The sequence below is a fragment of the Nocardioides daphniae genome (assembly GCF_004777465.1).
Taxonomy (GTDB): domain Bacteria; phylum Actinomycetota; class Actinomycetes; order Propionibacteriales; family Nocardioidaceae; genus Nocardioides; species Nocardioides daphniae.
In genome coordinates, this window is record NZ_CP038462.1 from 3,240,149 (window position 1) to 3,264,356 (window position 24,208).

Genomic DNA, 24,208 nt, shown 5'->3' on the forward strand with positions numbered 1-24,208 from the left:
CAGCCCGAGGGTGGTCGCCAGGTCCTTCTTCAGCAGCGCGACCACCCGGTCCCAGGCCTCCGGCCCCTGACCCGCAGCTGCGGCCTCGAGGCCGTGGGAGTAGCCGGCGAAGCGACGCATCTGGGCCGCCAGGCGACCGACCGCCTCGGCGACGGCCGCGTGGTCGTCGCCCCAGTGCGTGACCACGTCGTGGGTCTGGGCGACCAGCTCACGGGCACCGACCTGCTCCAGCTCGGCCGCCACCCCGCGGGCGTGCTCGGCACGGCCCGCGTCGGTGACCACCCAGGCGTCGGGGCCGTTGCCCCACTTCGCCGTGCCCACCGCAGCCATGTCCATCAGCTCGGCCTCGCAGTCGGAGTCCGGGAGCTCGCTGACGTACGAGAGCTCCGTCAGGTCGGTCTCCTCGAGCAGGGCGAGTTAGGTGAGGACCTTGAGGTGGATGTCGGTGAGGTGCTGCGTCACGGCGACACGGTGACCGCCGGGCATCCGAGGCTGGGAACCGCAGGCCGTGGTCGCATCGCCGGGACACTCCCGCACGGGCGAGCAAGAAGGCCGCCGTGAACCCTCACCACAAGGCCGAAGATGCTTGCCCGATGCACTCACACAACATGCCCGAGGCCTCTACCATACGAACCGATAGAAGAACATCCTTGAATGATCAAGGAATCCCGTGGACCGAAGGTCCGGAAAATATCCTTGACCCCTAGTTGGTTCTGGTCGCAACCCGCTGCCTCCGACAAGACCTGCTACTTTGCAGCCTCTGGAGAGAGATAGGGAGTCGGAGAATGCTGAAAAGATGGGCAAAGACCATTGCAGTGGTGGCCGCGCTGAGCTGCGCGCCAGCCTCCGCCACTGCGGTTGCTGTGAGTTCGAACAACGGAGACGGCAACGCGTGGCTTCAGTCGTGGATCGAAGGCAGTGCTTGGAACGACAGTCGCGTGAGATCGTCGACGGGCAAGATTGTGTACATTTCTGGCGGCATCGGCGTCCCACTTTCGGGTGACTACAAATGCCACCAGAAGGTAGCACCGGACACGACGAGTTCGACCTACAGGAACCACAGCAACCGGCGATGCAACTTCCTCTGGCCCGAGAACGGAATTCAAGGATTCAAGTATCAGCACTGCCGGAACTTGAACAATCTCCCAGACCCCTGCGGCGCCTGGTCCAAGAACGGCTTCTCATGATTTCCCTCGGGGGATAGCCAAGCCCCTACGTTGTTTTACGTTGCACACGAAGGCAATCGCCCAAAATGAAGAGGGATGCTCATCGACATGCTGCGGCGAGCATCCCTCGGTACGTTGTCCCGGGACCGACCACGCAGGAGGATGCGACAGTGCCTGACGGATCGACGAGCACGACGGCTGGCCACAGAGCCTTCGGCGTTGACGAGGTGACGGTCCGTTACGGCGACCACGCCGCTCTCGACGGGGTGAGTTGCACCTTGCAACCGGGAGTCAACGTCCTGCTGGGGCGCAACGGTGCCGGCAAGTCGACGCTGTGCCGGGTGCTGGCCAGCGCCGAGCAGCCCACCCGGGGGCTCCTCCTGACCTCCGAGGGACCGGTCACGGACCTGCGCTCCCACCGGTCCCGTGTCGGGTGGTTGCCCCAGACTCCACCTGTGGCAGCGCACATGCGGGCTGGCGACTACCTGCACTACGCAGCCTGGTTGAAGGGGCTTGCTCGCAGGGAACGGCAAGGGGCGGTTGCCGACGCCTTGGAGCGCACGGGTCTGGGGCCGCGCCGGCACTCCCGGATCGGGACGCTCTCGGGCGGGATGGTCCGACGGCTGGGAATTGCCCAGGCGATCGTGCACCGCCCTCAGCTCCTCGTGCTCGACGAACCGACCGTCGGCCTGGATCCTGAACAGCGAATCCAGTTCTACGCGACCTTGCGCGGCGCGCTCGACGACGACACGGTCACCCTGCTCTCCACCACCTGCTGGAGGACGTGGGCGAGCTGGCACAACGGGTGCTCGTGCTGGACGCCGGCAGGATGCGCTTCGTAGGCGCACTCGACTCGTTCCTCGCGACGACGCCCGAAGCGTCTGACCGGGAGGGTCGGATCAGGCAGGCATTCCTGGCACACCTCGCGGACGAAGGCGCGGCGTAGATGTTCCTGATCTCTCCCGGCCTGGGCCTGCGGATCCTCGTCCCGACCGTCGCTGCCTGCGCCGTCTATCTGCTCGGCGACCTCGACGGCTGGGTCGGACTGTGGGCCTACACGGCCACCACACTCAACATGGCTCTGCTCTTCGGCCTGTCCGCCGTCGCCGGCGGCGGTGCATGGGTGGGATCCACGCTTCGACGCGCCGGCGTCCTCACCATGGCGCGTCAGACGTCCCGCTCGCGGACGTGGGTGGAGCTGCGTCTCTTCGCCGAGCTCGCCGTCTACGTGGTGGCAGCCGTCGTCCTGGTGAGCCTCCTGGCCTGGCTGACCACGGCTCGCGTCGCAGCCACGGGGGGACCAGACCTCCCGGGGCTGGCCGCCCGGACGGCGATCTGCCTGGCCTTCGCCGCGGGCGGCTACGCCCTTGGACGTCGGTGGCCGGCGATCATCGTCGTGCCCGTTGCCGTGATCGTGCCGTACGTGGCAATCGGGACCTGTCTCTACCTGGCCAGCGACCTGCTCCCCGCGACAACTCCCTTGGACGACCGGTTCACCCCCTTCTCCCGCGACGTTCCACATGTCCAGCTCATCCAGGCCGGGGCGTGGGTGCTGGTGACGGTGGGCGTCGTGGCGCTCCTGGCTGCCAACCGCACCTTGGCCTTCGCCTGTACATGGAGCGCAGGCATCGCCGCGTCGTTCCTGATCCTGGTCGGACCTGCGGACCGCGTTCACGTCCCCGAAGCGGCAGCTCCGACGTGTGTGCACGAGGCCAGGGCCATGGTCTGCCTGCCCCTCGCCTCGAGCCATCTCGCACGGCCCCTCGCCCAGGACGTCGACGACGTCATCCGCGCCCTCCCGGGATTGGCTCCTGACTCCGCGAGCTGGGTAGAGGAGTACGTCGAGTGGAACGCGATGCCGCAGGAGAGCTGGCAGCAAGTCTCCGCACGTGCCGCGGCCGACGGATTCGACACCACGTGGGTTCCTGAGGCCGTCCAGGTGGGCATGGCCACCCAGGTGAACCACGGTCAGGTGCGACTGGCCTTGGTCTCGCGCCTCTTCGCTGCCTGGACCATCCCGGGCGGCCCCCCGGAGGGGGCAACCAGCGCCAACGAGGCGCTGTTCCGTTGGGCCGTTGCCGAGCTGGACCTCCCGACCGAGGGAGACGACCTCCACGGGACCCTCGGTGTCGAAGACCTCGAACCACCCACCGACGACCATGCTCGCGAGATGGAGTGGTTCACCGCCCTCTCCGAGCAGGAGCGAAGTGCCTTCTTCACCGAGCATGCTCGGGCGATCCGGTCGGGCACCCTCTCATGGTCCGCCTTCGGAGAAGCGTCCGAGTGAGGACGTTCCTGGCCGTACGACGCCTGGACAACGGCTGGTGGATCGGCGCCATGGCGGCGTCGTGGTTGGCCCTCGCCCTCTTCAACTGGGCCGCTCTCCCTCTGATGTTCCCCTTCGAGGATCCGCGGACCTTCGTGAGCAGCGGGACCGTTGTGGGGCTGGTCCTGCCGTTGGCCATGATGAGCGCCGTGCTCGTCGAAGGACCGCCCGCCCTCGTGGCCACGTCAAGCCGCAGCCTGGGCGTCAGCCGCGGTGCGTGGAGCCTCGGCTACGTACTCGTCTCCGGTGCGCTCGCGGCGCTCGTGGCGGCCTCGTTCGGGCTACCGGTCGGCATCCTGACGTCGGACGCCCTGCTCGTCGCCACGCTCAACGTGGTCGGCGTGGCCCTGCTCGGCGTCGCCCGAGGGTGGGTCGCGGGGGCAACAGTGGTCCTTCTGATGAGCGTCCCGGGCTTGGTCCCGTGGAGTGCCAACTGGGCCTACCGCGTCGACCGGGCGGCCGGAGTGCTCGCCGTCGCAGCACTGGTCGGGATCGTGGCCATCGCCCTCTTCATCCGCTTCGGGGCAATGGGCGCCAGGCAGCAGGCCGCGCGTCTCGGGACGACCGCCGAGCAGATCGATCTCGTCGGCTGACGAGTGCCCGGGGACGGGGCACCGCCCCCGGGCTCCGCCAGCGTCAGACCTCGTCGATCAGGCCCTCGTTGCGCGTCCACGCGGCGTACGGGTCGTTGTGCTCGGGCGTGATGACCGGGTCGGGCACGCCGGAGGTGATGCGCGTGCCGTCGGAGCGGACGCCACCGGTGTGCGGGATCTTGTCCAGCAGCCCGTTGATCCGCTCGCCCTGGTGGTCCAGCGGGACCTCGACCGGCTCGCCGACCGTCACGGTGAGCTTCTTGCCGCGCACGGTGACGTCGACCGGTCCGTCGCCCTCGACGATCGAGAGCTTCAGGGTGTCCTGCGACAGGTCCACCCCCAGGCGCGAGCCGTGCCAGGCCAGGCGGAACTGCATCCGGTCCCAGTCGACCGGCAGACGCGGGTCGAAGGAGAGCTTGCCCTCGTGGTCGCGCAGGCCGGCGAAGCCGAAGACCAGCGCGCTCCACACACCGCCGGCCGACGCGACGTGGATGCCGTCGACGGTGTTGTGGTGCAGGTCGCCCAGGTCGGTGTGCAGCGCGTGCCAGAAGTAGTCCATGGCCACCTCGTGGTAGCCGACCTCGGCCGCCACGATCGACTGCACGACCGCCGACAGCGTCGAGTCTCCGGTGGTGATCGGGTCGTAGTACTCGAAGTCGGCCTTCTTCTCCTCGGGGGTGAAGAGGTCGCCGTGCAGGAAGAGCGCGAGCACCACGTCGGCCTGCTTGAGCACCTGGAAGCGGTAGATGACCAGCGGGTGGTAGTGCAGCAGCAGCGGGCGCAGGTCCTTCGGCGTGCGGGAGAGGTCCCACACCTCGCGGTCGAGGAAGAAGTCGTCCTGCGGGTGGATGCCCAGGCCCTCGTCGAAGGGGACGTGCATCCCCTCGGCGCACTGCATCCACTCCTCGACCTCGTCGGGCTGGACGTGCAGGCGGTGCACCATGGCGCGGTGCGCGGCCGGGTGCTTCTCGCGCAGCCGCTCGACGACCAGCGCGGCGGAGCGCAGGTTGAAGCGCGCCATCAGGTTGGTGAAGAGGTTGTTGTTGACGACCGTCGTGTACTCGTCGGGCCCGGTCACGCCGTGGATGTGGAAGGTCGGGTTGCCGTTGCTGCGCCAGAAGCCGAGGTCGCGCCACATGCGGGCGGTCTCGACCAGCAGGTCGACGCCCTCCTCGGCGAGGAACTCGGTGTCGCCGGAGGCCGTCACGTACTTCATCAGCGCGTAGACCACGTCGCCGTTGATGTGCATCTGCGCCGAGCCGGCGGCGTAGTAGGCCGAGGCCTCCTCGCCGTTGATCGTGCGCCACGGGAAGAGCGCTCCGCTCTGCGCCATCTCGCCGGCGCGGATGCGGGCCGCAGGCAGCATCCGACGACGGAAGTGCAGCGCGTTGCGGGCCATGCCCGGCTGCGTGTAGGTGAGGAAGGGGACGACGTAGATCTCGGTGTCCCAGAAGTAGTGGCCCTCGTAGCCGCTGCCGGTGACGCCCTTGGCCGCGATGCCACCGCCGTCGGTGCGCCCGGCGGCCTGGGCCAGGCAGAAGAGGTTGAAGCGGATCGCCTGCTGCACCTCGGCGTCGGCCCCGACGACCACGTCGGAGCTGCGCCAGAACTCCTCGAACCAGTCCTTCTGCTCGGTCTCGAGACGGTCGAGGCCGTAGCGCAGCGCACGGTCGAGCGTCCGGTCGCAGCGGTCGGAGAGCTCGCTGACCGGGACGCCCTTGGAGGAGTGGTAGGCGACGTACTTCTCGAGCCGGGCGCACTCGCCCTCGGCCAGGTCGAAGCGGTGGACGGCCTTGGCCTGGTCCTCGCCGGCGCGCAGCACCACCTCGACGTCGTCGACGCCGGTGAAGCGGTGCTCGACCGCGGCTGCCATCGTCATCTTGGAGCGCTGGCACTGGTAGCCGAGGACCAGCCGACCGTCCTCGTGGCCGTGCACGCGGGGCATCAGCACGCGCCCCTCGAAGGCGCCCGCCTTGCGGGGGTCGCTCATGCCATCGGCCGACGACTCGGCGGCACGGAAGTCGTCGAGGCCGTCCTGGCGGTTGATCAGCTGCGAGGAGAGCACGACGGGCGCGGAGCCAGTCAGCATCGTGACCTCGAAGGTCATCACCGCGAGGTGACGCTGCTCCATGGAGACCATGCGCGTCGACTCGACCCGCACCCGCTTGCCCGACGGCGTGCGCCAGACCAGCTTGCGGCGCAGCACGCCCTCGCGCATGTCGAGCACGCGCTCGTAGGACTCCAGCTCGGAGACGCCGAGCACCAGCGGCTCGTCATCGACGTACAGCTTGATGACCTTGGCGTCGGGGACGTTGACGATCGTCTGGCCGGTGCGCGCGAAGCCGAAGGCGGCCTCGGCGTGCCGGATCTCCCAGGTCTCGTGGAAGCCGTTGATGAAGGTCCCGTGGGCGACGGCCTCGCGGCCCTCCTCGGGGTTGCCGCGCAGGCCGAGGTAGCCGTTGGCGACGGAGAAGAGGGTCTCCCCGGCTCCGACGCCCTGCGGCTCGTACGACAGCTCCCGCAGCCGCCACTCGTCGACCGGGTAGCGGTCGCGGTCGAGGGGGTGGTGCACCTTGTCACGCGCCATCGCGGGCCTCCTCGCGGTCGCCGGGGACGAGCTCGGCGAGGTCGGCGACGACGACGTCGGCGCCCGCCTCGGTCAGGGCGTCGGCACCGACGCCGCGGTCGACGCCCACGACGAGGGCGAAGTGGCCGGCAGCTCCGGCCCGGACGCCGGAGACGGCGTCCTCCAGGACGACGCAGCGCTCGACCGGGGCGCCCAGCACCTCGGCGGCGTGCACGAACGTGTCGGGAGCGGGCTTGCCGGGCAGGCCCAGCTCCTCGGCGACCGCGCCGGAGACGACGGTGACGAACCGGTCGGAGAGCCCGGCCGCGGCCAGGACGGCCGGGGCGTTGCGCGAGGAGGAGACGACGGCCAGCGGCGTACCGAGGTCGCGCAGGTGGTCGAGCAGGGCGACGGAGCCCGGGTAGGCGTCGACGCCGTCGCGCTCGAGCACCTCGTTGAAGGCGACGTCCTTGCGGTTGCCGAGGCCGTGGACCGTCAGCGTGTCGCCGGAGTCGGTGATCTCACCCTCGGGCAGCTCGATGCCGCGCGAGGCGAGGAAGTCGCGGACGCCGTCGTAGCGCGGCTTGCCGTCGACGTGGGCGAAGTAGTCGCCGGCCTCGTAGGGCGAGCGGTCGCCGCCGCCGGGGGCGTCGGGCAGGGCGAGGAAGTGGTTGAACATGTCCGCCCACGCGCGCATGTGCACCTCGGCGGTGGGGGTGACGACGCCGTCGAGGTCGAAGAGCACGGCCGCGTGCGCGGTCCAGTCGATGGGCGGAGCAGCAGGGCTCACGGTGGGGCGTGAATCGCTCATTGGACGAGCGTAGGCCCCGTACCCTCATGCGTCAGCGTCGTCAGGCAGGCGAAAGGATGTGAAACGTGCCGCACACCGGTCACTTCGCCCCTTTGCCTGCGGTCGTCCCCGACCGTCGTGGCGCGCGACCGACCAGGAGGAGCAGCCGAGAGCCGCACCACGCCGACGTGGCGGCCGGCCGGCTGCCCGCCCGGGTGCCGGTGATGATGACGGCACGGAGCGCCGTCGACCCGGACGGCGCCCAGGCCGGGCACGCCGTCCTGGAGCTGGTCGCCGTGGCGCCGCGCGAGCACCACACCTGGGGGCTGCGGGCCGGTGGTCCGGTCGCCGGCGAGCGCTACTCGACGAACCCCGACTACCTGGCCGCGAAGCAGCAGATGCGACGCACGTCGGCCTCCGGCGGCTCCGCGCTGGGCCTGGCGCTGACCGTGGACCAGGTCGGGAGCCGCAGGCCCGACGTCACCTCACCGCTCCCGGGCCTCTTCCTGACCGGCGCCGGCACCCGCCACCTGCCGGGCGTCCTCAACACGCTCCACGGAGGTGCGGCGACCGCGGGCGCGGTGCTGGGTCGCGACCTGCTGGCGGAGGTGGCGGCGGGGCGGACGTACGCGCGTGAGGGCGGGGGCGGGAGGGCCCGCGTTGCTACCCTTGCCGACGGACGTCAGGACCACTGACCCCCGGACGAGGGAGCCGTACCCGGAAAGCGACAAGACGGCCACCGGGAGGTGCGTCATGGCGTGGTTGGTGCTGGTGCTGTCGGGTGGGCTCGAGGCCGTCTGGGCGGTCGCCCTGGGCAGGTCGGAGGGGTTCACCCGCCCCGTCCCGACGGCCGTCTTCGGCGTCGCCGTCACCCTGAGCATGGTGGGGCTGGCCTGGGCGATGCGCACGCTGCCCGTCGGCACTGCGTACGCGGTGTGGGTCGGCATCGGCGCCTCCCTCACCGTCGCCTGGTCGATGGCGACCGGCGAGGAGCCGTTCAGCGTGGTGAAGCTGCTGCTGATCGCCGGCCTGATCGGCTGCGTGATCGGGCTCAAGCTGGCCCACTGACGGGGCCGCACCCGATCAGCTCAAGCCGTCGAGCCCCTCGAGCGAGTCGGGCACGACGATGTCGAGGTCGTCACCCTCCTCCGACGAGGCGGAGAGCAGACCGTCGGGGTCGCGGCGCACCGGCAGGTGCGACAGGGCCTCGGTGGTCAGGGCGACCTGCACGGCGACGGTCGCCTTGCGGCGCAGCTTGCCGCCGGCCTCGCCGACGACGGACTCCACGGCCTCGGTCACCTGGGCCGGGGTGAAGGTGGCGCGAGTGCCGGCCTCGACCTCGATGTCGGGCAGGGCGATGAGCACCGGGATGAGCTGGCTGCCAAGGCCTTCGATCAGCTGGTAGCGCTCGAACTTGTCCATCGTGCTCCACAGCTGCTCGACGTCGACCTTCTTCCTGCGGACGTCCTTGCGGGCGGCGAGCACCGACTTCGCCACGCCGTGGATCGCCTGGGTCAGCTCGTGCTCGGTGAATCGCATGGGGACAGTCTCGCGCATCCGTGGTCGAGCGCCGTCCCTGCCGGTGCCACCGCTGAGCGGTCGGCCGCCGTGAGCCGCACCACACGTGGCACCATTCCGCTAACTTAAACGCAGTCCAGAGTTATCGTCTTTCCACCGCTCGGGGGGCGGCCCGGACGGGCACGGCCATGCCACCAAGGGCACCAGCGGCGCAGCGGCCGTCACGGGGGGACAGCCGCTGCGCCCGGGGTCAGGCTCTGGGTCAGGCTCAGCCGCGGACGACCAGCACCAGGTCGCCGCCCTGCACCGCACGGGTGCCGGAGATCGCGATCCGCTCGACGACGCCGGCGACCGGGGTCGTGATGGAGGCCTCCATCTTCATCGCCTCGATCGTGGCCACGGTCGCGCCCGCCTCCACGGTGTCGCCCTCGGCGACGCCCACGGTGACCGTGCCGTCGAAGGGGGCCGCCACGTGGCCGGGCTGGTTGGCGTCGGCCTTCTCGGCGGCAGCGACCTCGGCCTCGACCGAACGGTCGCGCACCGGCACCGGACGCAGCTGGCCGTTGATGGTCGCCATCACCGTGCGGATGCCGCGCTCGTCGGGCTCGCCGATCGCCTCGAGGCCGAAGATGAGCCGTCGACCCGGGGCGATCTCGACGACGTGCTCCTCGCCGCGGCGCAGGCCGTAGAGGTACTCCAGCGTGGGCACGACCGAGAGGTCGCCGAACTGCTCGCGCGACTCGTGGAAGTCGCGGGTCGGGCCGGGGAAGAGCAGCTGGTTGAGCGTCTCGCGACGCTGGTTGACCAGGCCCACGGACTGCTCGTGGGTGAGCGTCTCGGCCGGCTGCTTCCAGGTGCGCCCGGCCAGCGCCTTGGTGCGGAAGGGCTCCGGCCAGCCGCCGGGCGGGTCGCCGAGCTCACCGTGCAGGAAGCCGATCACCGAGTCCGGGATGTCGTAGTTGCCCGGGTTCTCCTCGAAGTCGTGCCAGTCGGCACCGACCGCGACGAGGTGCAGCGCCAGGTCACCGATCACCTTCGACGACGGGGTCACCTTCGGCACGTTGCCGAGGATGTCGTTGGCCGCGGCGTACATCTCCTCGACCGCCTCGAACTTCTCGCCCAGGCCCAGCGCGATCGCCTGCTGGCGCAGGTTGGAGAGCTGACCGCCGGGGATCTCGTGGCGGTAGACGCGCCCGGTCGGCGACGGCAGGCCCGACTCGAACGGGGCGTAGACCCGTCGGGTGGCCTCCCAGTAGGGCTCCAGGGCGTTGACCGCGGCCAGGTCGAGGCCGGTCTCGCGCTCGGAGTGGTCGGTGGCCGCGACCAGTGCCGACAGGGGCGGCTGCGAGGTGGTGCCGGCCATCGCCGAGCAGGCCGCGTCGACGGCGTCGACACCGGCGTCGATCGCGGCGAGCAGCGTGGCGAGCTGGCCGCCGGTGGTGTCGTGGGTGTGCAGGTGCACCGGCAGGTCGAAGCGCTCGCGCAGCGCGGTCACCAGGGTGCGGGCCGCCGGGGCGCGGAGCAGGCCGGCCATGTCCTTGACGGCAAGCACGTGGGCGCCCGCCTCCACGATCTGCTCGGCCAGGCGCAGGTAGTAGTCGAGCGTGTAGAGCTTCTCGCCGCGCGCCGACAGGTCGCCGGTGTAGCAGAGCGCGACCTCGGCCACGGTCGTACCGGTGGCGCGCACCGCCTCGATCGCCGGACGCCTCTGCTCGACGTCGTTGAGGGCGTCGAAGATCCGGAAGACGTCGATGCCGGTGGCGGCCGCCTCGGCCACGAACGCGTCGGTGACCTCGCGCGGGTAGGGCGTGTAGCCGACGGTGTTGCGCCCGCGCAGCAGCATCTGCAGGTTGACGTTGGGCACCGCCTCGCGCAGCGCGGCGAGCCGCTCCCACGGGTCCTCGGCCAGGAAGCGCAGGGCCACGTCGTACGTCGCCCCGCCCCAGCACTCCAGCGACCACAGCTGCGGGGTGGTGCGGGCGACGTGCCCGGCGACGTCGAGCAGGTCCTTCGTCCGCACGCGGGTGGCGAGCAGCGACTGGTGCGCGTCGCGGAAGGTGGTGTCGGTGACGCCGACCCGGGTGGCGGCGCGCAGGGCGGCCGCGAAGCCCTCGGGACCGAGGCGGAGCAGCTCCTGGCGGGAGCCGTCGGGCACCTCGCCGGGCTCGAGGACGGGCAGCTTGGTGACCGGCGAGATGGTCACCGGCGCCGGTCCGTGCGGCTGGTTGACGGTGACGTCGGCCAGGTGGGCCAGCATCTTCGAGCCGCGGTCGCCGGTGCGGCGGGCCTGCAGCAGGTGCGGGTGGGTCTCGATGAAGGCGGTGGTGAGCCGGCCGGCAGCGAAGTCGGGGTCCTCCAGGACGGCCTGGAGGAAGGGGATGTTGGAGGCGACGCCACGGATCCGGAACTCCGCCACCGCGCGACGGGCCTTCTCGACGGCCGCGTCGAAGTCGGCGCCGCGGCAGGTGAGCTTGGCCAGCAGGGAGTCGAAGTGGGCGCTCACCTCGGCACCCGTGTAGGTGGTGCCGCCGTCGACGCGCACGCCCGGGCCGCCGGGCGAGCGGTAGGTGGTGATCTTGCCGGTGTCGGGGCGGAAGCCGTTGGAGGGGTCCTCGGTGGTGATGCGGCACTGCAGCGCCGCGCCACGCAGCCGGACACTCTCCTGCGACAGGCCCAGGTCGGCCAGGGTGGCGCCGGCGGCGATCCGCAGCTGCGCGCGTACGAGGTCGACGTCGGTGACCTCCTCGGTCACCGTGTGCTCGACCTGGATGCGCGGGTTCATCTCGATGAAGACGTAGCGACCGGCCGGGTCGAGCAGGAACTCCACGGTGCCGGCGTTCTTGTAGCCGATGGCGCGGGCGAAGCGCACGGCGTCGGCGCACATCCGCTCCCGCAGCTCGGGGTCGAGGTTGGGCGCGGGCGCGATCTCGACGACCTTCTGGTGGCGGCGCTGCACCGAGCAGTCACGCTCGAAGAGGTGGATCACGTTGCCCTCGCCGTCGGCGAGGATCTGCACCTCGATGTGACGGGGGTCGACGACGGCCTGCTCGATGAAGACGGTCGGGTCGCCGAAGGCGGCCTCGCCCTCGCGCATGCAGACCTCGATCGCTTCGCGCAGGTCGGCACGGTCGTCGACCCGGCGCATGCCGCGGCCACCGCCACCGGCGACGGCCTTGACGAAGAGCGGCATCTCGATGCTCTGCGCGGCCTCGAGGAGGGCGTCGACGTCGGTGGAGGGGTCGACCGACTCGAGCGTCGGCACGCCGGCCGCCTTGGCCGCGGCGATGGCGCGGGCCTTGTTGCCGGTCAGGGTGAGCACGTCGGCGTCGGGGCCGACGAAGGTGATCCCGGCGGCCGCGCAGGCCTCGGCCAGGTCGGGGTTCTCCGACAGGAAGCCGTAGCCCGGGTAGACGGCGTCGGCGCCGGCCTGCACCGCGACCTGCACGATCGCCTCGGCGTCGAGGTAGGCGCGCACCGGGTGGCCCGGCTCGCCGATCTCGTAGGCCTCGTCGGCACGCAGCCGGTGCTCGGAGCCGCGGTCCTCGTGCGGGAAGACGGCGACGGTGCGGGCACCCACCTCGTACGCGGCGCGGAACGCACGGATCGCGATCTCACCACGGTTGGCGACCAGGACCTTGCTGAACATCGGTGACCATCCTCCAGTCGTGGGCCGGGCCGGTACGGCCACCCGCACACAGTCCCGCGCGGGCAGGGTACGCGCAAGGCGCGTTCCGTTGGATGACTCCCCCGGCGGCCCGCAGGCGCGCCTGTGCGCGCCCGGAGCCCCGGTACCCCGCCCGCGACCCGCTGTGCGCGACGGCTGCGAGAAGGCTGCGTGTGACGGCGCTGTTACGGCCTGGGGCCGCGCGTGAACATCGTGTGAGAACCCTCGACGCCGCGCGGGTCGCTCCCCCACGCTGGGCCCAGGACCTGGCCTCTCTCGGCGGGCTCCGGACCTGTTCGCCTCCGACCACCCTGGAGGATCCATGACCGACCCCACCCCTGCCCCCGTCAGGTCGCTGGGCAACGCCTTCTCCCTCGGCCTCGACGGCAACGTCGCCGGCGACCCGACGCACGGCCTGCTCGCGGCGCAGCTGCGCTACGTGGCGCGGCTCGCAGCCGGCCTCGGCGAGACGCTGGCGCTCGGACGGCTCACCTCCGTCTCCACGACCGGCACCAGTGCCGTCTCGGCCCAGATCAGCTGGGACCTCGGGGGCGAGTGCGTGCTGCGGGGCCACGTCTTCCCGCCGCTGACGGGGCCGTTGCACCCGCCTGCCTTCCCGCTGGTCGCGCCGGGCACGTCCGGTGACGAGGCCGCGCTGGCCTGCCTGGCGCTGGCCCACGAGGTGCCGGGGCTGGAGTGGGGGGTGCTCGTACGCCGCGACCGCAGCGTCTTGGCGAGCGTCGGCGACCCGCAGCTCGCGCAGATGCCGGAGGTGGGCGTACGAGGTCTCGGGGTGCTGGCGGGGCTCGACGAGCGCTACCGCGAGACCTGCGTGTGGCTCGGCTTCGAGCACCGCACGGTCGTGGTCTCGCCGATGCCGAAGGGGTGCGTGGTGCTCTGCCTGACCAGCGTCGACACGGTGGCGCTGATCGGCGACCTGCTGCGGGTGCGCGCCACCCTGGCGCCGATCGACATGGACCGCGTCACGCCTCTGGCTGCGCCCTACCGCCCGGCCGAGCAGGTGCTCGACGAGGCCGAGGAGCTCGACGACGACTGGGCGTGGGAGCCGGACCCGACCCCGCTGACGGGAGCCCGCTTCGCCGGGTCGGTCGGCGCGGACCGGCCACGCAAGCCGCGGGAGGGCCGCTGGTTCCGGCGCTCGCAGGCGTCGTGAGGTCGCGGCGGCACCCGGGTGGTCGGTGGGAGGTCACTCGGGGCCGTCGTGGCTCGCAGGAGCCACGCGCCGCGGGGAGGGGGTCAGCCCTCGGTCGACCCGGCGACGGCCTCGCCGTGGAGGTGGCCCGCCATCTCCTCGATCTGGCCGACGGCCTCGATGAAGGCCTGCTCGCCGATGTCGGAGTCGCCACCGCCCTGGAGGATCGCGATCGCCGACTGCAGCGCGCTGCCGATGACCGAGATGACCACGATCGCCTCGTTGAGCAGGGGCACGTCGGTGAGCCGGCGGCGGGAGTGGTCGGCGTCGAGCCAGACGTAGACCAGGCCGGTGAGGTCGGTGGAGAGGGCGACGTAGGGCGCGAGCAGCATGGCTGCGCAGTCGGGCTGCTCCATCTGGAGGCGTGAACGGCCGGCGGCCACCTCGACGTTGACCGTCGACTGGCCGACGGAGCGGAGCGCCACGCGGTAGATCGCCCGCAGCAGGGAGGTGCTGGCGTGCTCCTCCATGAGGGCCCAGGCGTCCTCGAAGGGGATCATCTTCAGCGGACGACCGAAGATGGCGGCCTCGCGGTTGGGCATGTAGTTGAAGAAGGTGCTTCTGGAGATGTCCGCGCCGTCGCAGATCTCGGGCACGGTCACGTGGGCGTGCCCCTTCTCGAGAGCGAGACGGACGGCCGTCCGCTCGATCGCGTTCTCAGTCGCACGCTTCTTGCGCGCGCGAAGCCCTTCAGCCATGGTCCATCCTCGCCGGGTGCAGGTCTGCCAGAAACCTTACACATCGCGAGCGCCGCGGCTGGAACCTGTAACTCGACGCCCCCACGCGGAGGGGCGCCCTCACCTCGCGGGCCGCTCCACGAGCGCCACCAGGCCTGCCGGAGCCCGCAGGCAGTAGGAGTCGGTGAGCAGCTCGGCGAGCTCCTCCCAGTCGGTGCCGTCGTCGACGAGGAGGCCGATCACGTTGTCGCCCCACTGGCTGCGGAAGTAGGGCTCACCGAGGTGCTGGAAGGCCGAGACCTCGTCGGGCTCGCCGCGGAAGGTGATCCGGAAGAGCTGGTCCTCGCCGCCGAAGAGGTGCGCCACGGTGTTGCCGTGCACCCGCCACCGCACGCCCACCCAGGCGGGCTCCTCGACCACGTCGGGCAGTGCGTTCAGCACCGCGCCGACGCGGGCGACGTACGCCGTCGGGACCTCGGGTCGTTGCACCTTGCGAGCCATGCGGTCAGCGTGGCACAGGGGCCGACAACGGTGCAGCCCGAGCGCGCCCGGTCCACGAACGACGAAAGCCCCTCTCGCGGAGAGGGGCTTTCGTGTCGGAGCCGCCTGTCGGAATCGAACCGACGACCTAGTCATTACGAGTGACTCGCTCTACCGACTGAGCTAAGGCGGCGTGGCGTTCGCAGTTTCCCCCGGACGGATCCGCGGGACGGACGAGCAACCTCGCAGGAGTATACGGACACCCTCGCCGGGTGCGGAATCGGCGTCCGCCCCCGGCAACGGGTCGCTCAGGCCACGCCCACCGAGCCGAGTCCGTCCCGCAGCGCGGTGGTCTCGCGGAGCCAGGTGTCGTCACCCGACTCGTCCCACAGGTCGCGCAGCTCGGACTCCTGCAGCACGCCTTCGAGCGCGGCGACCGCGGCAGGCGCGAGGGCGCGCAGGTCGTCCTCGTCCTGGTCGACGAGCCACTGCTCGGCCTCCGGGCTCAGCGTCACCGGGACGCCGCAGGCGCTGGCCACGACCGCGGCAGCGGCGACGATCGCGGCGTCGCCCTCGTCGCCGGACAGGCCGACGGCGACGACCTCGGGGCCGGCTCCCTCGAGCTCGTAGCTCCAGTCGGCGGCGTCGTCGTTGTCGAATGGGTCGGTGCCCCAGGCGCCCATCTCTCTCCTCCTGTCACGGGTGTGGTGCGCCCGTCACGGACCCCCGAGGTGGGCGCGGCACCAGCATGGCCGAGCGCACCGGCGAGGGTGGGCGTTTTCAGCAGGAGAGCCCGTCCTCGGGCACCGTGCCGTCGAGCAGGTAGGCCTCGATGGCCTCGTCCACGCACTGGTTGCCGGAGTTGTACGCAGTGTGGCCGTCGCCGTCACGACGCACCAGCACGCCCGACTCGAGCTGCTCGGCCAGCGCCTCCGCCCACACCATCGGCGTGGCCGGGTCACGGGTGGTGCCGGTGACCAGGATCGGGGCGGCGCCGGAGCCGTCGATCTCGACCTTCTCCGACGGGCCGCCCTCGAAGCCGGCGCAGCCCATGAGGCCCCAGGCGAAGACCTTGCCGAAGGTCGGCGACGCCTTCTCGAACTCGTCGAAGTGGGTCGGCACCTCGTCGGCCGGCACGAAGGACGGGTCGTCGAGGCAGTTGATCGCGACGATCGCCTCGAGGCTGTTGTCCCGGTAGCCGCCGGCGTCGCGCGAGGCGTACAGGTCGGCGGACTCGAGCAGCCCCGAGCCGTCGCCGGCCAGCGCCTTGGCCAGCGCCAGGTCGAGCAGCTGCCAGTAGGAGCGGTTGTAGAGCGGCATCACGATGCCGTAGAACGCGAGCCCGGCGGTGAGCTGACGGTCCCCGCTGCCGGGCAGCGGCGTGCGGGAGACCTGCTCGACCAGGTCGGCGATGGTCGCCACGCCCTCGTCGACGCTGTCGCCGAGCCGGCAGTCGCCGCCGTCGACGCAGCTGCGGACGTACGCCCGCAGCGCGGTCTCGAAGCCGCCCGCCTGCACCAGGTTCTTCTCGAGCGTGCCCGCCGAGACGTCGACCGCCCCGTCGAGCACGAAGTAGCCGACGCGCTCGGGGAAGAGCTCGGCGTACGTCGCACCCAGGGCCGTGCCGTAGGAGGCGCCGAAGTAGTCCATCCGGTCCTCGCCGAGCGCCGCACGCAGCACGTCCATGTCGCGGGCGACCTCGACGGTGCTGACGTGGTCGACCATCGCACCGGACTTCCGGCGGCACCCTCGAAGAAGGCCTTGTTGGAGGCCACCACCTCGGCGACCTCGGCCGGGGTGTCGGGAGCCGGATCGGCCGCGACGTAGGCGTCGAGCTCGGCGTCGGTGAAGCAGTCGACCGGCTTGCTGGCACCGGTGCCGCGCGGGTCGAAGCCGACGACGTCGAAGTGGTCGAGGAGCGGTTGGCGGAAGACGCTCTGCGCCGCGGCGGCGTACTCCGTGCCGGGGGCACCGGGGCCGCCCGGGTTGACCACGAGGGCACCGACCCGCTCGTCGGTGGCGGCGTCGCGCTTGAGCAGGCGCAGGTCGATCCGCTCGCCCTCGGGGTCGGCGTAGTCGAGCGGGACCTTCAGCCACCCGCAGTCGAACCCGCCGCCGCAGTCCTGCCAGGCGATCACCTGGTCGTAGTAGGGCGCGAGCGCCGCGTCGGGGGCGGTGGTCGCGTCGCCCTCATCGTCGTCGCCTTCCAGGCGCTCGGGCGCGCCGGAACCTCCCAGGGGGCTGGAGTCCCACAGGGTCTTCACGAAGAAGCCCACGCCGACGGCCGAGCCCAGCAGGAGCGCCACCACGGCGACGAGCGCCACCACCCGCTTCATCGTCGGTCTCCCTCGAGTCGCAGCGCGACCATCATCGACTCCAGCGCCGTCGCCGGCTGCACGTTGAACTCCAGCATCTGCTCGCGCGCGATGAAGATCGCCTCGATCCGACGCAGGTGCTCCTCCGGCGAGGAGCGCCGCGCGAGCTGGGCGATGTCGGCGCGGATCTCCTCGTTGACCAGCTCGGACCGGGCGCCGACGCCGAAGGCGATGGCGTCGCGGTAGACCGAGACCAGGTCCATCAGGGCCCGGTCGATGACGTCGAGCAGGCGGCGCTTGGCGCGACGCTTCTGCCCGGCCTCCAGCTCCTTGAGGCGGGGGCGTACTCCCGCGGCCGCTTGCCGCGACCCTCGACCCCGTACGAGCGGTCCAGCTCGGCCTTCTCACGCGCCTCGACCTCCGCGGACTGGGCGTCGGTCTCCTGCTTGGCCACCTCGACCAGGTTGCCGGCCGCGTTCATGCAGGAGCCGAGCGAGGTCAGCTTGGCGGGCCAGCGGACCACCTCGGCCCGGCGGTTGCGCGTGCCCTCGTCGCGGGCCAGCGCCCGCGCCCGGCCGATGTGGCCTTGGCTGGCGCGGGCCGCGTGCGCGGCGATCGTCGGCGGGACGCCGTCGGTGCGCACCAGGAAGTCGCTCACCTGGGCGGCGGTCGGGGTGGTCAGCGTGACCAGGCGGCAGCGTGAGCGGATCGTGACCAGCACGTCCTCGGCGGTCGGGGCGCAGAGCAGCCAGACCGTGCGGGCGTTGGGCTCCTCGATCGCCTTGAGCAGCGCGTTGAAGCCGTGGTCGTTGAGGCGGTCGGCGTCCTCGATGAGGATCACCTGCCAGCGCTCGCCGTTGGGCGACAGGGCCGCCTTGCGCACCAGCTCGCGCACGTCCTTGACCGCGATGACCAGGGCGTCGGTGCGCACCGCGGTGACGTCGGCGTGCGTACCGCCCATGACCGTGCGGCAGGAGTGGCAGTCGTGGCAGCCGCCCCGCTCGCACTGCAGCGCGGCGGCGAAGGCGAGCGCGGCGTTGGAGCGGCCCGACCCGGGCGGGCCGGTGAAGAGCCAGGCGTGGGTCATGCCCGCCGCGGGCGGCGCGGTCGAGGGTGGAGATGACGTGGCGCTGGCCGACGAGGGTGTCCCAGATCGGGGCCGTGCGCTGCGGCGCCTGGCCGGTCGCGGCGCCCGTCATCGGGCCACCTCCGGCACGGCGGGCAGCAGCGGGGCGACCCGCTCACGGATGTCGGCGTGGATCGACTCGATCGAGTCGCGCGCCGAGAGCACCAGGTAGTGGTCGGGGTCGGCCGCGGCGAGCGCCAGGAACTTGGCGCGCACCCGCTCGTGGAAGTCGAGCGACTCCCCCTCGATCCGGTCGCGGCCCTCGAAGCGGCCCAGGCCGGCCTCGGGCGGCAGGTCGAGCACGACGGTCAGGTGGGGGCGCAGGCCTCCGGTCGCCCAGCGCATGACCTCCTCCACCTCGTCGACGTCGAGGGCCCGGCCGGCGCCCTGGTAGGCGAGCGCGGAGTCGACGTAGCGGTCGGTGATCACCACCTCGCCCCGCTCCAGCGCGGGACGCACGACGGCGTCGACGTGCTCGGCCTTGTCGGCCGCGTACGCCAAGGCCTCGGTGCGCGGCGACAGGTTGCCGGTCTCGGGCGAGAGGACGATGCGGCGGAACTCCTGCCCCACGGCCGTGCCGCCCGGCTGGCGGGTGAGCAGCGCGGTGTGGCCGAGCGAGGTCACCCAGTCGAGCAGCAGCTGCGACTGCGTGGACTTGCCGCCGCCGTCGCCGCCCTCGAAGCAGACGAAGAGACCGGAGTCGGCGTAGACGGCAGGTGAAGTCACGTGCCACACCCTACGGTTCGGCGCCGACAGTGCGGGCAGACGTACGCGCCCCTGTGGCCCTACGGTGGACGACATGGGCTGGTGGACCGATCACGTGGTGCCGCGGATGACCGACGCGACGCTCTCGGCACCTGAGATCGCCGCGCTGCGCGCGCAGGCGTGCAGGCCGCTCGGCGGGCGACTCCTCGAGATCGGCTTCGGCTCCGGGCTCAACCTCCCGCACCTGCCCGAGGCGGTGACCGCGGTCGACGCCGTCGAGCCGTCGGACGTCGGCTGGTCGCGCTCGGCCGACCGGCGCCGCACCGCACGGCTGCCGGTGCGCAGGGTCGGTCTCGACGGCCAGGCGATCGCGGCGCCCGACGCGTCGTACGACAGCGCGCTGGTCACCTTCTCGCTCTGCACGATCCCCGACCCGACGCTCGCGCTGACGGAGGTACGCCGGCTGCTGCGCCCCGGGGGCGTGCTGTCCTTCCTGGAGCACGGCCGCTCCCCAGACGAGCGGGTCGCGGCGTGGCAGCGGCGGCTCGACCCGATCGAGAAGCGGGTCGCGGGCGGCTGCCACCTGAGCCGCGACATCCCGGCGCTCGTACGCGGCGCAGGCTTCGACGTGGTCGCCCTCGAGGAGCGGATGCTGGTGGCAGCCCCCGCGGTGGCGGCCCCGTGGGGCCACGGGTTCGTGGGCGTGGCGCAGGCGGGCGCGGCGCTCTGACTCAGACCAAGGCGGCCGTGACCAGCCAGACGAGCACTCTGGTCAGGATCAGCGAGGCCAGGCCACCGACCCGCTGCGCCGGGACGGTCGAGCTCCTCGGCGCGAAGAGGCCGGTCGCACCACTCAGCAGCAGGAAGGCCGGCACGCCGACCGGCCAGGCGAGCAGGATCGGCCATGCCCAGCCCCATCGGGTGAGCCGCCACGGCTCCGGCCCCACCATCAGCCGGGTGACCGTGCCCAGCCAGACCGTCAGGCCGAGCAGCATGGCCCACGTGGGGCCTCCCCACTCCACGTCGAAGATCTCGATCGAGCCGCGCGAGGTCCAGGAACTGTCGTACTCCCCGATCGACAGCTGGGGCTGGACCTCCTCCAGCTGCTCCGCGAGCGTCTGCGGCGCGACGACGATGCCCACCGTACGGTCGTACTCCCGCGCCGCCTTGCGCGCCTCCTTCTCCGACGAGGCGACGACGTACGTCGTGTAGCGGTGCCACAGTCCCTCGCGCCAGCGCACCTCCACGGTGCGGTAGCCGTCCACGGGCGTCCGGGTGGCCGCGCGGGCCCCGCCCTCGTCCCACTCGCCGTGGCGGGCGATCTCGACGCTCGACCCGACACCCGCGAGGGCGTCGCGCTCCAGCATCTTCAGCAGGTCGAAGCGGGAGTCGGGCGCGGAGCCCTGCAGCACCAGCCCGGCGGAGGCGGCCACGAAGCCCACCAACAGCACCCAGCCGGCGACAAGGTTGAAGAGGGCCGCGCCACGCCCGCGCGACGGCACCTGGCTGAGCTCCGCCGGCCGTGGCTCCGCGATCGTGTCCTGCACCTGACCCCCTGAGGCTGAGGGCTCGCCCGTGCGCGCCACGAGCCGGACCCTAGCGCCGATCGCACCCGTTGTTCACAGGACCGCCACCTGACCGGGTCAAGTTTCACCTCCCCGAAACAAGGGAGAAGCACCGCGGTCGCATCGGCGGCGCAGGCTGTGACGCAGACGGTGACCAGCATCGTCGTCAGACCGAGAGGAGCCGGCCATGATGTTCTCCGCGAAGGCAGTCTTCACCGAACGACGCTCCGGCGTCGCCAACATGGTCGCCGGCATCACCGGGCAGGGCATGGCCCTGATGGCGCTGCGCAGCCAGCCCGGCTGGAACGGCATGCTCGTCGACGAGATCGTGCTGGCCACCCCCGGCGGCTGGACCGAGAAGCGGCTCGAGACCTTCCTGCTGGCCATCGGCGCCTCCACCGTCAAGGTCGTCCCCGTCGACGTCGACGGCCGCGCCCAGGGCGAGAGCGGCGAGCGCGAGGCCCGGATGGCCCACCCGGCCGGCTCCAACCGCGCGTGGATGGCCCGCGCCTCCTGAGCCCACCCCACCCGTCTGCTCGCCAACTCCCTCCGGTGGAGCAGCGCAACGAGCACGAGGGCGTCCGGTTCGTGGGGAACCGGACGCCCTCGTGTGTGTCGTGGGGCGTGCTGAGGTCGTACGCCTGACGTCTTCTCGGCCTGCTCAGGCCTGGTCGGCCGTGGCCTTCTTCGTCGCGGCCTTCTTGGCCGTCGAGGTCGCGGCCTTCTTGGCGGTGGTCTTCTTCGCCGCCGCCTTCTTGGTCGTCGTCTTCTTGGCGGCGGCCTTCTTGGTGGTCTTCTTCGCCGTCTTCTTGGCGCCCTTCTTGGCGGGGCCCTTGTCGCGGCGCTCCTGCAGCAGCTCGGCCGCCCGCTCGAGGGTGATCGCCTCGACGGTGTCGTCCTTGCGCAGGGTGGCGTTGTACTCACCGTCGGTGACGTACTCGCCGAAGCGACCCGCCTTGACCACGATCGGCTGGCCGGAGACCGGGTCGTTGCCGAGCTCCTTGAGCGGCGCGGTCGCCGCGCCACGGCCACGGGCCTTGGGCTGGGCGTAGATCTTCTCCGCCTCCTCCAAGGTGATCGTGAGGAGCTTCTCCTCCGCGTCGATCGTCCGGGAGTCGGTGCCCTTCTTCAGGTAGGGCCCGTAGCGGCCGTTCTGCGCGGTGATCTCGACGCCGTCCTCGCCGACGCCGACGACGCGCGGCAGGCTGAGCAGCTGCACGGCCTGGTCGAGCGTGACGGTGTCGAGGCTCATCGACTTGAAGAGCGAGGAGGTGCGCGCCTTCGCGCCCTTCTTCGCGTCCTCGGGAAGGACCTCGGTGACGTAGGGGCCGTAGCGGCCGTTCTTCGCCACGACGGTGAGGCCGGTCTCCGGGTGCTCGCCCAGCACGACCTCCTCGCCGGCGGGGTTGGCCAGCAGCTCCATCGCCTTGGCGACGGTCAGCTCGTCGGGCGGCAGGTCGTCGGGCACGTTGGCCCGCTTGCCGGCAGGCTCGCCGTCGTCACCCGGACCCTCGATGTAGGGACCGTAGCGGCCCACCCGCAGGTGGATGCCCGAGTCGGGCCCGCCGATGGGGAAGGTCGCCATCTCGCGGGCGTCGATGTCGCCCAGGCCGGTGACGAGCTGCTTGAGGCCCGCGACCTGGTCGGAGCCGTTGTAGAACTCGCCCAGCTCGTTGACCCGGTTGCGGCGTCCACCGGCGATGTCGTCGAGCACCTTCTCCATCTCGGCGGTGAACTCGTAGGAGATCTGCCGGGGGAAGTGCTCCTCCATCAGCCGGATCACCGAGAAGGCGATCCACGCCGGGACGAGCGCGGTGCCCTTCTTGTAGACGTAGCCGCGGTTGATGATCGTGGAGATGATCGAGGCGTAGGTCGACGGACGACCGATCTCGCGGTCCTCCAGCTCCTTGATCAGCGTGGCCTCGGTGAAGCGTGACGGCGGCTTGGTCTCGTGGCCGCTCGCCGAGACGCTGGCGGCGCTGACCGGCGCGCCCTCCTCCAGGTCGGGCAGGCGGGTCTCGGCGTCGTCGCGCTGCTTCGAGGAGTCGTCGAGCCCCTCGACGTAGGCCTTGAGGAAGCCGTGGAAGGTGATCACGCGGCCCGAGGAGCCGAAGACCACGTCGCGGCCGTCGGAGGCGACGCCACCCAGGCGTACGGAGACCGTGTTGCCGACGGCGTCCTTCATCTGGGAGGCGACGGTGCGCATCCAGATCAGCTCGTACAGGCGGAACTGGTCGCCCTTGAGGCCGGTCTGGGCAGGGGTCTTGAAGGTCTCACCGGCGGGGCGGATCGCCTCGTGCGCCTCCTGGGCGTTCTTCACCTTGGAGGCGTAGGTCCGGGGCGCGTCGGGCAGGTACTCCGCGCCGTACAGCTCACGCACCTGGTCGCGCGCCGCCCCGACGGCCGCCGCGGAGAGCGTCGTCGAGTCGGTACGCATGTAGGTGATGAAGCCGTTCTCGTAGAGGCGCTGGGCGACCGACATGGTCACCTGCGCGCTCATGCCGAGCTTGCGGCCCGCCTCCTGCTGCAGCGTGGTGGTGCGGAAGGGGGCGTACGGGGAGCGGCGGTAGGGCTTCGACTCGACCGAGCGGACCTCGTACGACGTGTCGCGCAGCGCCTCGGCGAGGCCCTCGGCGCCGGCGCGGTCGAGGTGGACGACGGAGTCGGACTTGAGCTCGCCGGCCTGGTTGAAGTCGGAGCCGCGGGCGACACGCTTGCCGTCGACGGAGTGGAGCTTGGCCGGGAAGATGCGCGGGTCGGCCTTGGCGCCGCCGTCGAAGGAGGCGTCGAGGTCCCAGTAGGAGGCGACGCGGAACTTCATCCGCTCCTTCTCCCGGTCGACCACGAGCCGGGTCGCGACCGACTGCACGCGGCCGGCGGACAGGCCGCTCATGACCTTCTTCCACAGCACCGGCGAGACCTCGTAGCCGTAGAGGCGGTCGAGGATGCGGCGCGCCTCCTGGGCCTCGACGAGGTCCATGTCGATCTCGCGGGGGTTGGCGGCGGCCTCGAGGATCGCGGGCTCGGTGATCTCGTGGAAGACCATGCGGCGCACCGGGATGCCCTTGGGCTTCAGCTCGTCGAGGAGGTGCCAGGCGATGGCCTCACCCTCGCGGTCCTCATCGGTGGCGAGGTAGAGCTCGTCGGCGTCCTTGAGGAGCTGCTTGAGCTTGGTGATGTGGCTCTTCTTGTCGCGCGGCACCACGTAGTAGGGCTCGAAGTCGTTGTCGACGTCGACGCCGAGGCGGCCCCAGGGCTTGTCCTTGATCTTGGCCGGGGTCTCTGCGGCGCTCTGCGGCAGGTCGCGGATGTGACCGATGGAGGACTCGACGACATAACCCTTGCCGAGGTATCCACCGATCTTGGTCGCCTTGGTCGGCGACTCCACGATGACCAGCTTGTGTGCCACTAGCGATTCCTTGCTCCAGAGTGCCCCGATCGGGCCGAACGCCGCCACGGTAGCGCGTGCTCCCGACAGCGGCTGCCACCGGAGCGATTCGTGGG

Annotated in this window: 20 protein-coding genes, 1 tRNA gene, 1 pseudogene and 1 riboswitch; of the genes and pseudogenes, 9 read left to right on the plus strand and 13 right to left on the minus strand. The window is 71.4% G+C overall.

The window, feature by feature from the left end; genetic code table 11:
- Positions 1–93 precede the first annotated feature (93 nt).
- From E2C04_RS15940 to E2C04_RS15955, 4 genes are all read left to right on the plus strand, one after another.
- Positions 94–561, plus strand: a complete 468-nt coding sequence (locus E2C04_RS15940) for a hypothetical protein (RefSeq protein ID WP_135833347.1) — start codon at positions 94–96, stop codon at positions 559–561.
- Positions 562–1,432: 871 nt separating this feature from the next.
- A complete protein-coding gene (locus E2C04_RS15945) occupies positions 1,433–2,008 on the plus strand; it encodes an ATP-binding cassette domain-containing protein (protein ID WP_158630726.1) in 576 nt (191 codons plus the stop codon).
- Positions 2,009–2,112: 104 nt separating this feature from the next.
- Entirely contained in the window at positions 2,113–3,453 is a 1,341-nt protein-coding gene (locus tag E2C04_RS15950; RefSeq protein ID WP_135833349.1) for a hypothetical protein, read from the plus strand.
- Complete coding sequence (locus E2C04_RS15955; protein WP_135833350.1) at positions 3,450–4,085, plus strand: hypothetical protein; 636 nt, start codon at positions 3,450–3,452, stop codon at positions 4,083–4,085. Before E2C04_RS15950 ends, E2C04_RS15955 begins: the two co-directional genes overlap by 4 nt.
- A 43-nt stretch (positions 4,086–4,128) precedes the next feature.
- Here the strand turns inward: E2C04_RS15955 and E2C04_RS15960 are convergent, their stop codons facing one another.
- Together E2C04_RS15960 and E2C04_RS15965 are read right to left on the minus strand one after the other, a co-directional pair.
- The gene (locus E2C04_RS15960; protein ID WP_135833351.1) at positions 4,129–6,672 is read right to left on the minus strand and encodes a glycoside hydrolase family 65 protein; all 2,544 of its coding nucleotides are present in this window, start codon (positions 6,670–6,672) and stop codon (positions 4,129–4,131) included.
- Positions 6,662–7,462 carry an HAD family hydrolase gene (locus E2C04_RS15965; protein WP_135833352.1) on the minus strand — a complete coding sequence of 267 codons (801 nt, stop codon included), beginning with the start codon at positions 7,460–7,462 and terminating at the stop codon, positions 6,662–6,664. The genes E2C04_RS15960 and E2C04_RS15965 overlap by 11 nt, the downstream gene beginning before the upstream one ends.
- Positions 7,463–7,527: 65 nt before the next feature.
- Here E2C04_RS15965 and E2C04_RS15970 point away from each other — a divergent pair, with 65 nt between their 5' ends.
- On the plus strand, positions 7,528–8,136 hold the full coding sequence (locus E2C04_RS15970; RefSeq protein ID WP_135833353.1) for a phytoene desaturase family protein: 609 nt from the start codon (positions 7,528–7,530) through the stop codon (positions 8,134–8,136).
- Positions 8,118–8,182: riboswitch (guanidine-III (ykkC-III) riboswitch) on the plus strand. It overlaps the preceding gene by 19 nt.
- Positions 8,183–8,194: 12 nt before the next feature.
- On the plus strand, positions 8,195–8,509 hold the full coding sequence (locus E2C04_RS15975) for a DMT family transporter (protein WP_135833354.1): 315 nt from the start codon (positions 8,195–8,197) through the stop codon (positions 8,507–8,509).
- 15 nt (positions 8,510–8,524) lie between these two features.
- On the opposite strand, the gene E2C04_RS15980 is transcribed toward E2C04_RS15975, so the two are convergent.
- Both E2C04_RS15980 and E2C04_RS15985 read right to left on the minus strand, forming a co-directional pair.
- Positions 8,525–8,980, minus strand: a complete 456-nt coding sequence (locus E2C04_RS15980) for a hypothetical protein (RefSeq protein WP_188421068.1) — start codon at positions 8,978–8,980, stop codon at positions 8,525–8,527.
- A gap of 247 nt (positions 8,981–9,227) precedes the next feature.
- Entirely contained in the window at positions 9,228–12,605 is a 3,378-nt protein-coding gene (locus E2C04_RS15985) for a pyruvate carboxylase (RefSeq protein ID WP_135833355.1), read from the minus strand.
- Positions 12,606–12,945: 340 nt separating this feature from the next.
- Here E2C04_RS15985 and E2C04_RS15990 point away from each other — a divergent pair, with 340 nt between their 5' ends.
- On the plus strand, positions 12,946–13,797 hold the full coding sequence (locus tag E2C04_RS15990) for a hypothetical protein (protein WP_135833356.1): 852 nt from the start codon (positions 12,946–12,948) through the stop codon (positions 13,795–13,797).
- An 83-nt stretch (positions 13,798–13,880) separates the two neighbouring features.
- Here the strand turns inward: E2C04_RS15990 and E2C04_RS15995 are convergent, their stop codons facing one another.
- The 7 genes and pseudogenes from E2C04_RS15995 to tmk form a co-directional block, all read right to left on the minus strand.
- Positions 13,881–14,534, minus strand: a complete 654-nt coding sequence (locus E2C04_RS15995) for a TetR/AcrR family transcriptional regulator (protein WP_135833357.1) — start codon at positions 14,532–14,534, stop codon at positions 13,881–13,883.
- Positions 14,535–14,633: 99 nt separating this feature from the next.
- Entirely contained in the window at positions 14,634–15,014 is a 381-nt protein-coding gene (locus E2C04_RS16000) for an MmcQ/YjbR family DNA-binding protein (protein ID WP_135833358.1), read from the minus strand.
- A 99-nt stretch (positions 15,015–15,113) separates the two neighbouring features.
- A tRNA-Thr gene (locus tag E2C04_RS16005) sits at positions 15,114–15,186 on the minus strand.
- A 115-nt stretch (positions 15,187–15,301) separates the two neighbouring features.
- Positions 15,302–15,676 (minus strand): DUF4259 domain-containing protein, encoded by a 375-nt coding sequence (locus E2C04_RS16010; RefSeq protein ID WP_135833359.1) that lies wholly within the window; start codon positions 15,674–15,676, stop codon positions 15,302–15,304.
- 97 nt (positions 15,677–15,773) lie between these two features.
- On the minus strand, positions 15,774–16,718 hold the full coding sequence (locus E2C04_RS16015; RefSeq protein WP_135833360.1) for an alpha/beta hydrolase: 945 nt from the start codon (positions 16,716–16,718) through the stop codon (positions 15,774–15,776).
- Between the two features lie 607 nt (positions 16,719–17,325).
- Positions 17,326–18,507: pseudogene (locus E2C04_RS16020) on the minus strand (DNA polymerase III subunit delta').
- Complete coding sequence (tmk, locus tag E2C04_RS16025; protein WP_229721418.1) at positions 18,504–19,160, minus strand: dTMP kinase; 657 nt, start codon at positions 19,158–19,160, stop codon at positions 18,504–18,506. Before tmk ends, E2C04_RS16020 begins: the two are co-directional and overlap by 4 nt.
- A 73-nt stretch (positions 19,161–19,233) precedes the next feature.
- Between tmk and E2C04_RS16030 the strand changes: the two genes are divergently transcribed.
- The gene (locus E2C04_RS16030; RefSeq protein ID WP_135833362.1) at positions 19,234–19,869 is read left to right on the plus strand and encodes a class I SAM-dependent methyltransferase; all 636 of its coding nucleotides are present in this window, start codon (positions 19,234–19,236) and stop codon (positions 19,867–19,869) included.
- A gap of 1 nt (position 19,870) precedes the next feature.
- On the opposite strand, the gene E2C04_RS16035 is transcribed toward E2C04_RS16030, so the two are convergent.
- A complete protein-coding gene (locus tag E2C04_RS16035; RefSeq protein WP_135833363.1) occupies positions 19,871–20,686 on the minus strand; it encodes a hypothetical protein in 816 nt (271 codons plus the stop codon).
- Positions 20,687–20,891: 205 nt separating this feature from the next.
- Between E2C04_RS16035 and E2C04_RS16040 the strand changes: the two genes are divergently transcribed.
- A complete protein-coding gene (locus tag E2C04_RS16040) occupies positions 20,892–21,221 on the plus strand; it encodes a hypothetical protein (RefSeq protein ID WP_135833364.1) in 330 nt (109 codons plus the stop codon).
- A 144-nt stretch (positions 21,222–21,365) separates the two neighbouring features.
- Here E2C04_RS16040 and topA read toward each other — a convergent pair whose 3' ends face one another.
- Positions 21,366–24,113, minus strand: a complete 2,748-nt coding sequence (gene topA / locus E2C04_RS16045) for a type I DNA topoisomerase (RefSeq protein WP_135833365.1) — start codon at positions 24,111–24,113, stop codon at positions 21,366–21,368.
- Positions 24,114–24,208 lie beyond the last annotated feature (95 nt).

What these genes read in the sequence shown, in the direction of transcription:
- E2C04_RS15965 (WP_135833352.1), bottom strand. Translation starts at nt 7,462, where the DNA reads ATGAGCGATTCACGCCCCACCGTGAGCCCTGCTGCTCCGCCCATCGAC.
- E2C04_RS15975 (WP_135833354.1), top strand. Translation starts at nt 8,195, where the DNA reads ATGGCGTGGTTGGTGCTGGTGCTGTCGGGTGGGCTCGAGGCCGTCTGG.
- E2C04_RS15985 (WP_135833355.1), bottom strand. Translation starts at nt 12,605, where the DNA reads ATGTTCAGCAAGGTCCTGGTCGCCAACCGTGGTGAGATCGCGATCCGT.
- E2C04_RS16040 (WP_135833364.1), top strand. Translation starts at nt 20,892, where the DNA reads ATGATGTTCTCCGCGAAGGCAGTCTTCACCGAACGACGCTCCGGCGTC.
- E2C04_RS15960 (WP_135833351.1), bottom strand. Translation starts at nt 6,672, where the DNA reads ATGGCGCGTGACAAGGTGCACCACCCCCTCGACCGCGACCGCTACCCG.
- E2C04_RS15980 (WP_188421068.1), bottom strand. Translation starts at nt 8,980, where the DNA reads ATGCGATTCACCGAGCACGAGCTGACCCAGGCGATCCACGGCGTGGCG.
- E2C04_RS15950 (WP_135833349.1), top strand. Translation starts at nt 2,113, where the DNA reads ATGTTCCTGATCTCTCCCGGCCTGGGCCTGCGGATCCTCGTCCCGACC.
- E2C04_RS16015 (WP_135833360.1), bottom strand. Translation starts at nt 16,718, where the DNA reads ATGGTCGACCACGTCAGCACCGTCGAGGTCGCCCGCGACATGGACGTG.
- E2C04_RS16030 (WP_135833362.1), top strand. Translation starts at nt 19,234, where the DNA reads ATGGGCTGGTGGACCGATCACGTGGTGCCGCGGATGACCGACGCGACG.
- E2C04_RS15990 (WP_135833356.1), top strand. Translation starts at nt 12,946, where the DNA reads ATGACCGACCCCACCCCTGCCCCCGTCAGGTCGCTGGGCAACGCCTTC.
- E2C04_RS15995 (WP_135833357.1), bottom strand. Translation starts at nt 14,534, where the DNA reads ATGGCTGAAGGGCTTCGCGCGCGCAAGAAGCGTGCGACTGAGAACGCG.
- E2C04_RS16010 (WP_135833359.1), bottom strand. Translation starts at nt 15,676, where the DNA reads ATGGGCGCCTGGGGCACCGACCCATTCGACAACGACGACGCCGCCGAC.
- E2C04_RS16000 (WP_135833358.1), bottom strand. Translation starts at nt 15,014, where the DNA reads ATGGCTCGCAAGGTGCAACGACCCGAGGTCCCGACGGCGTACGTCGCC.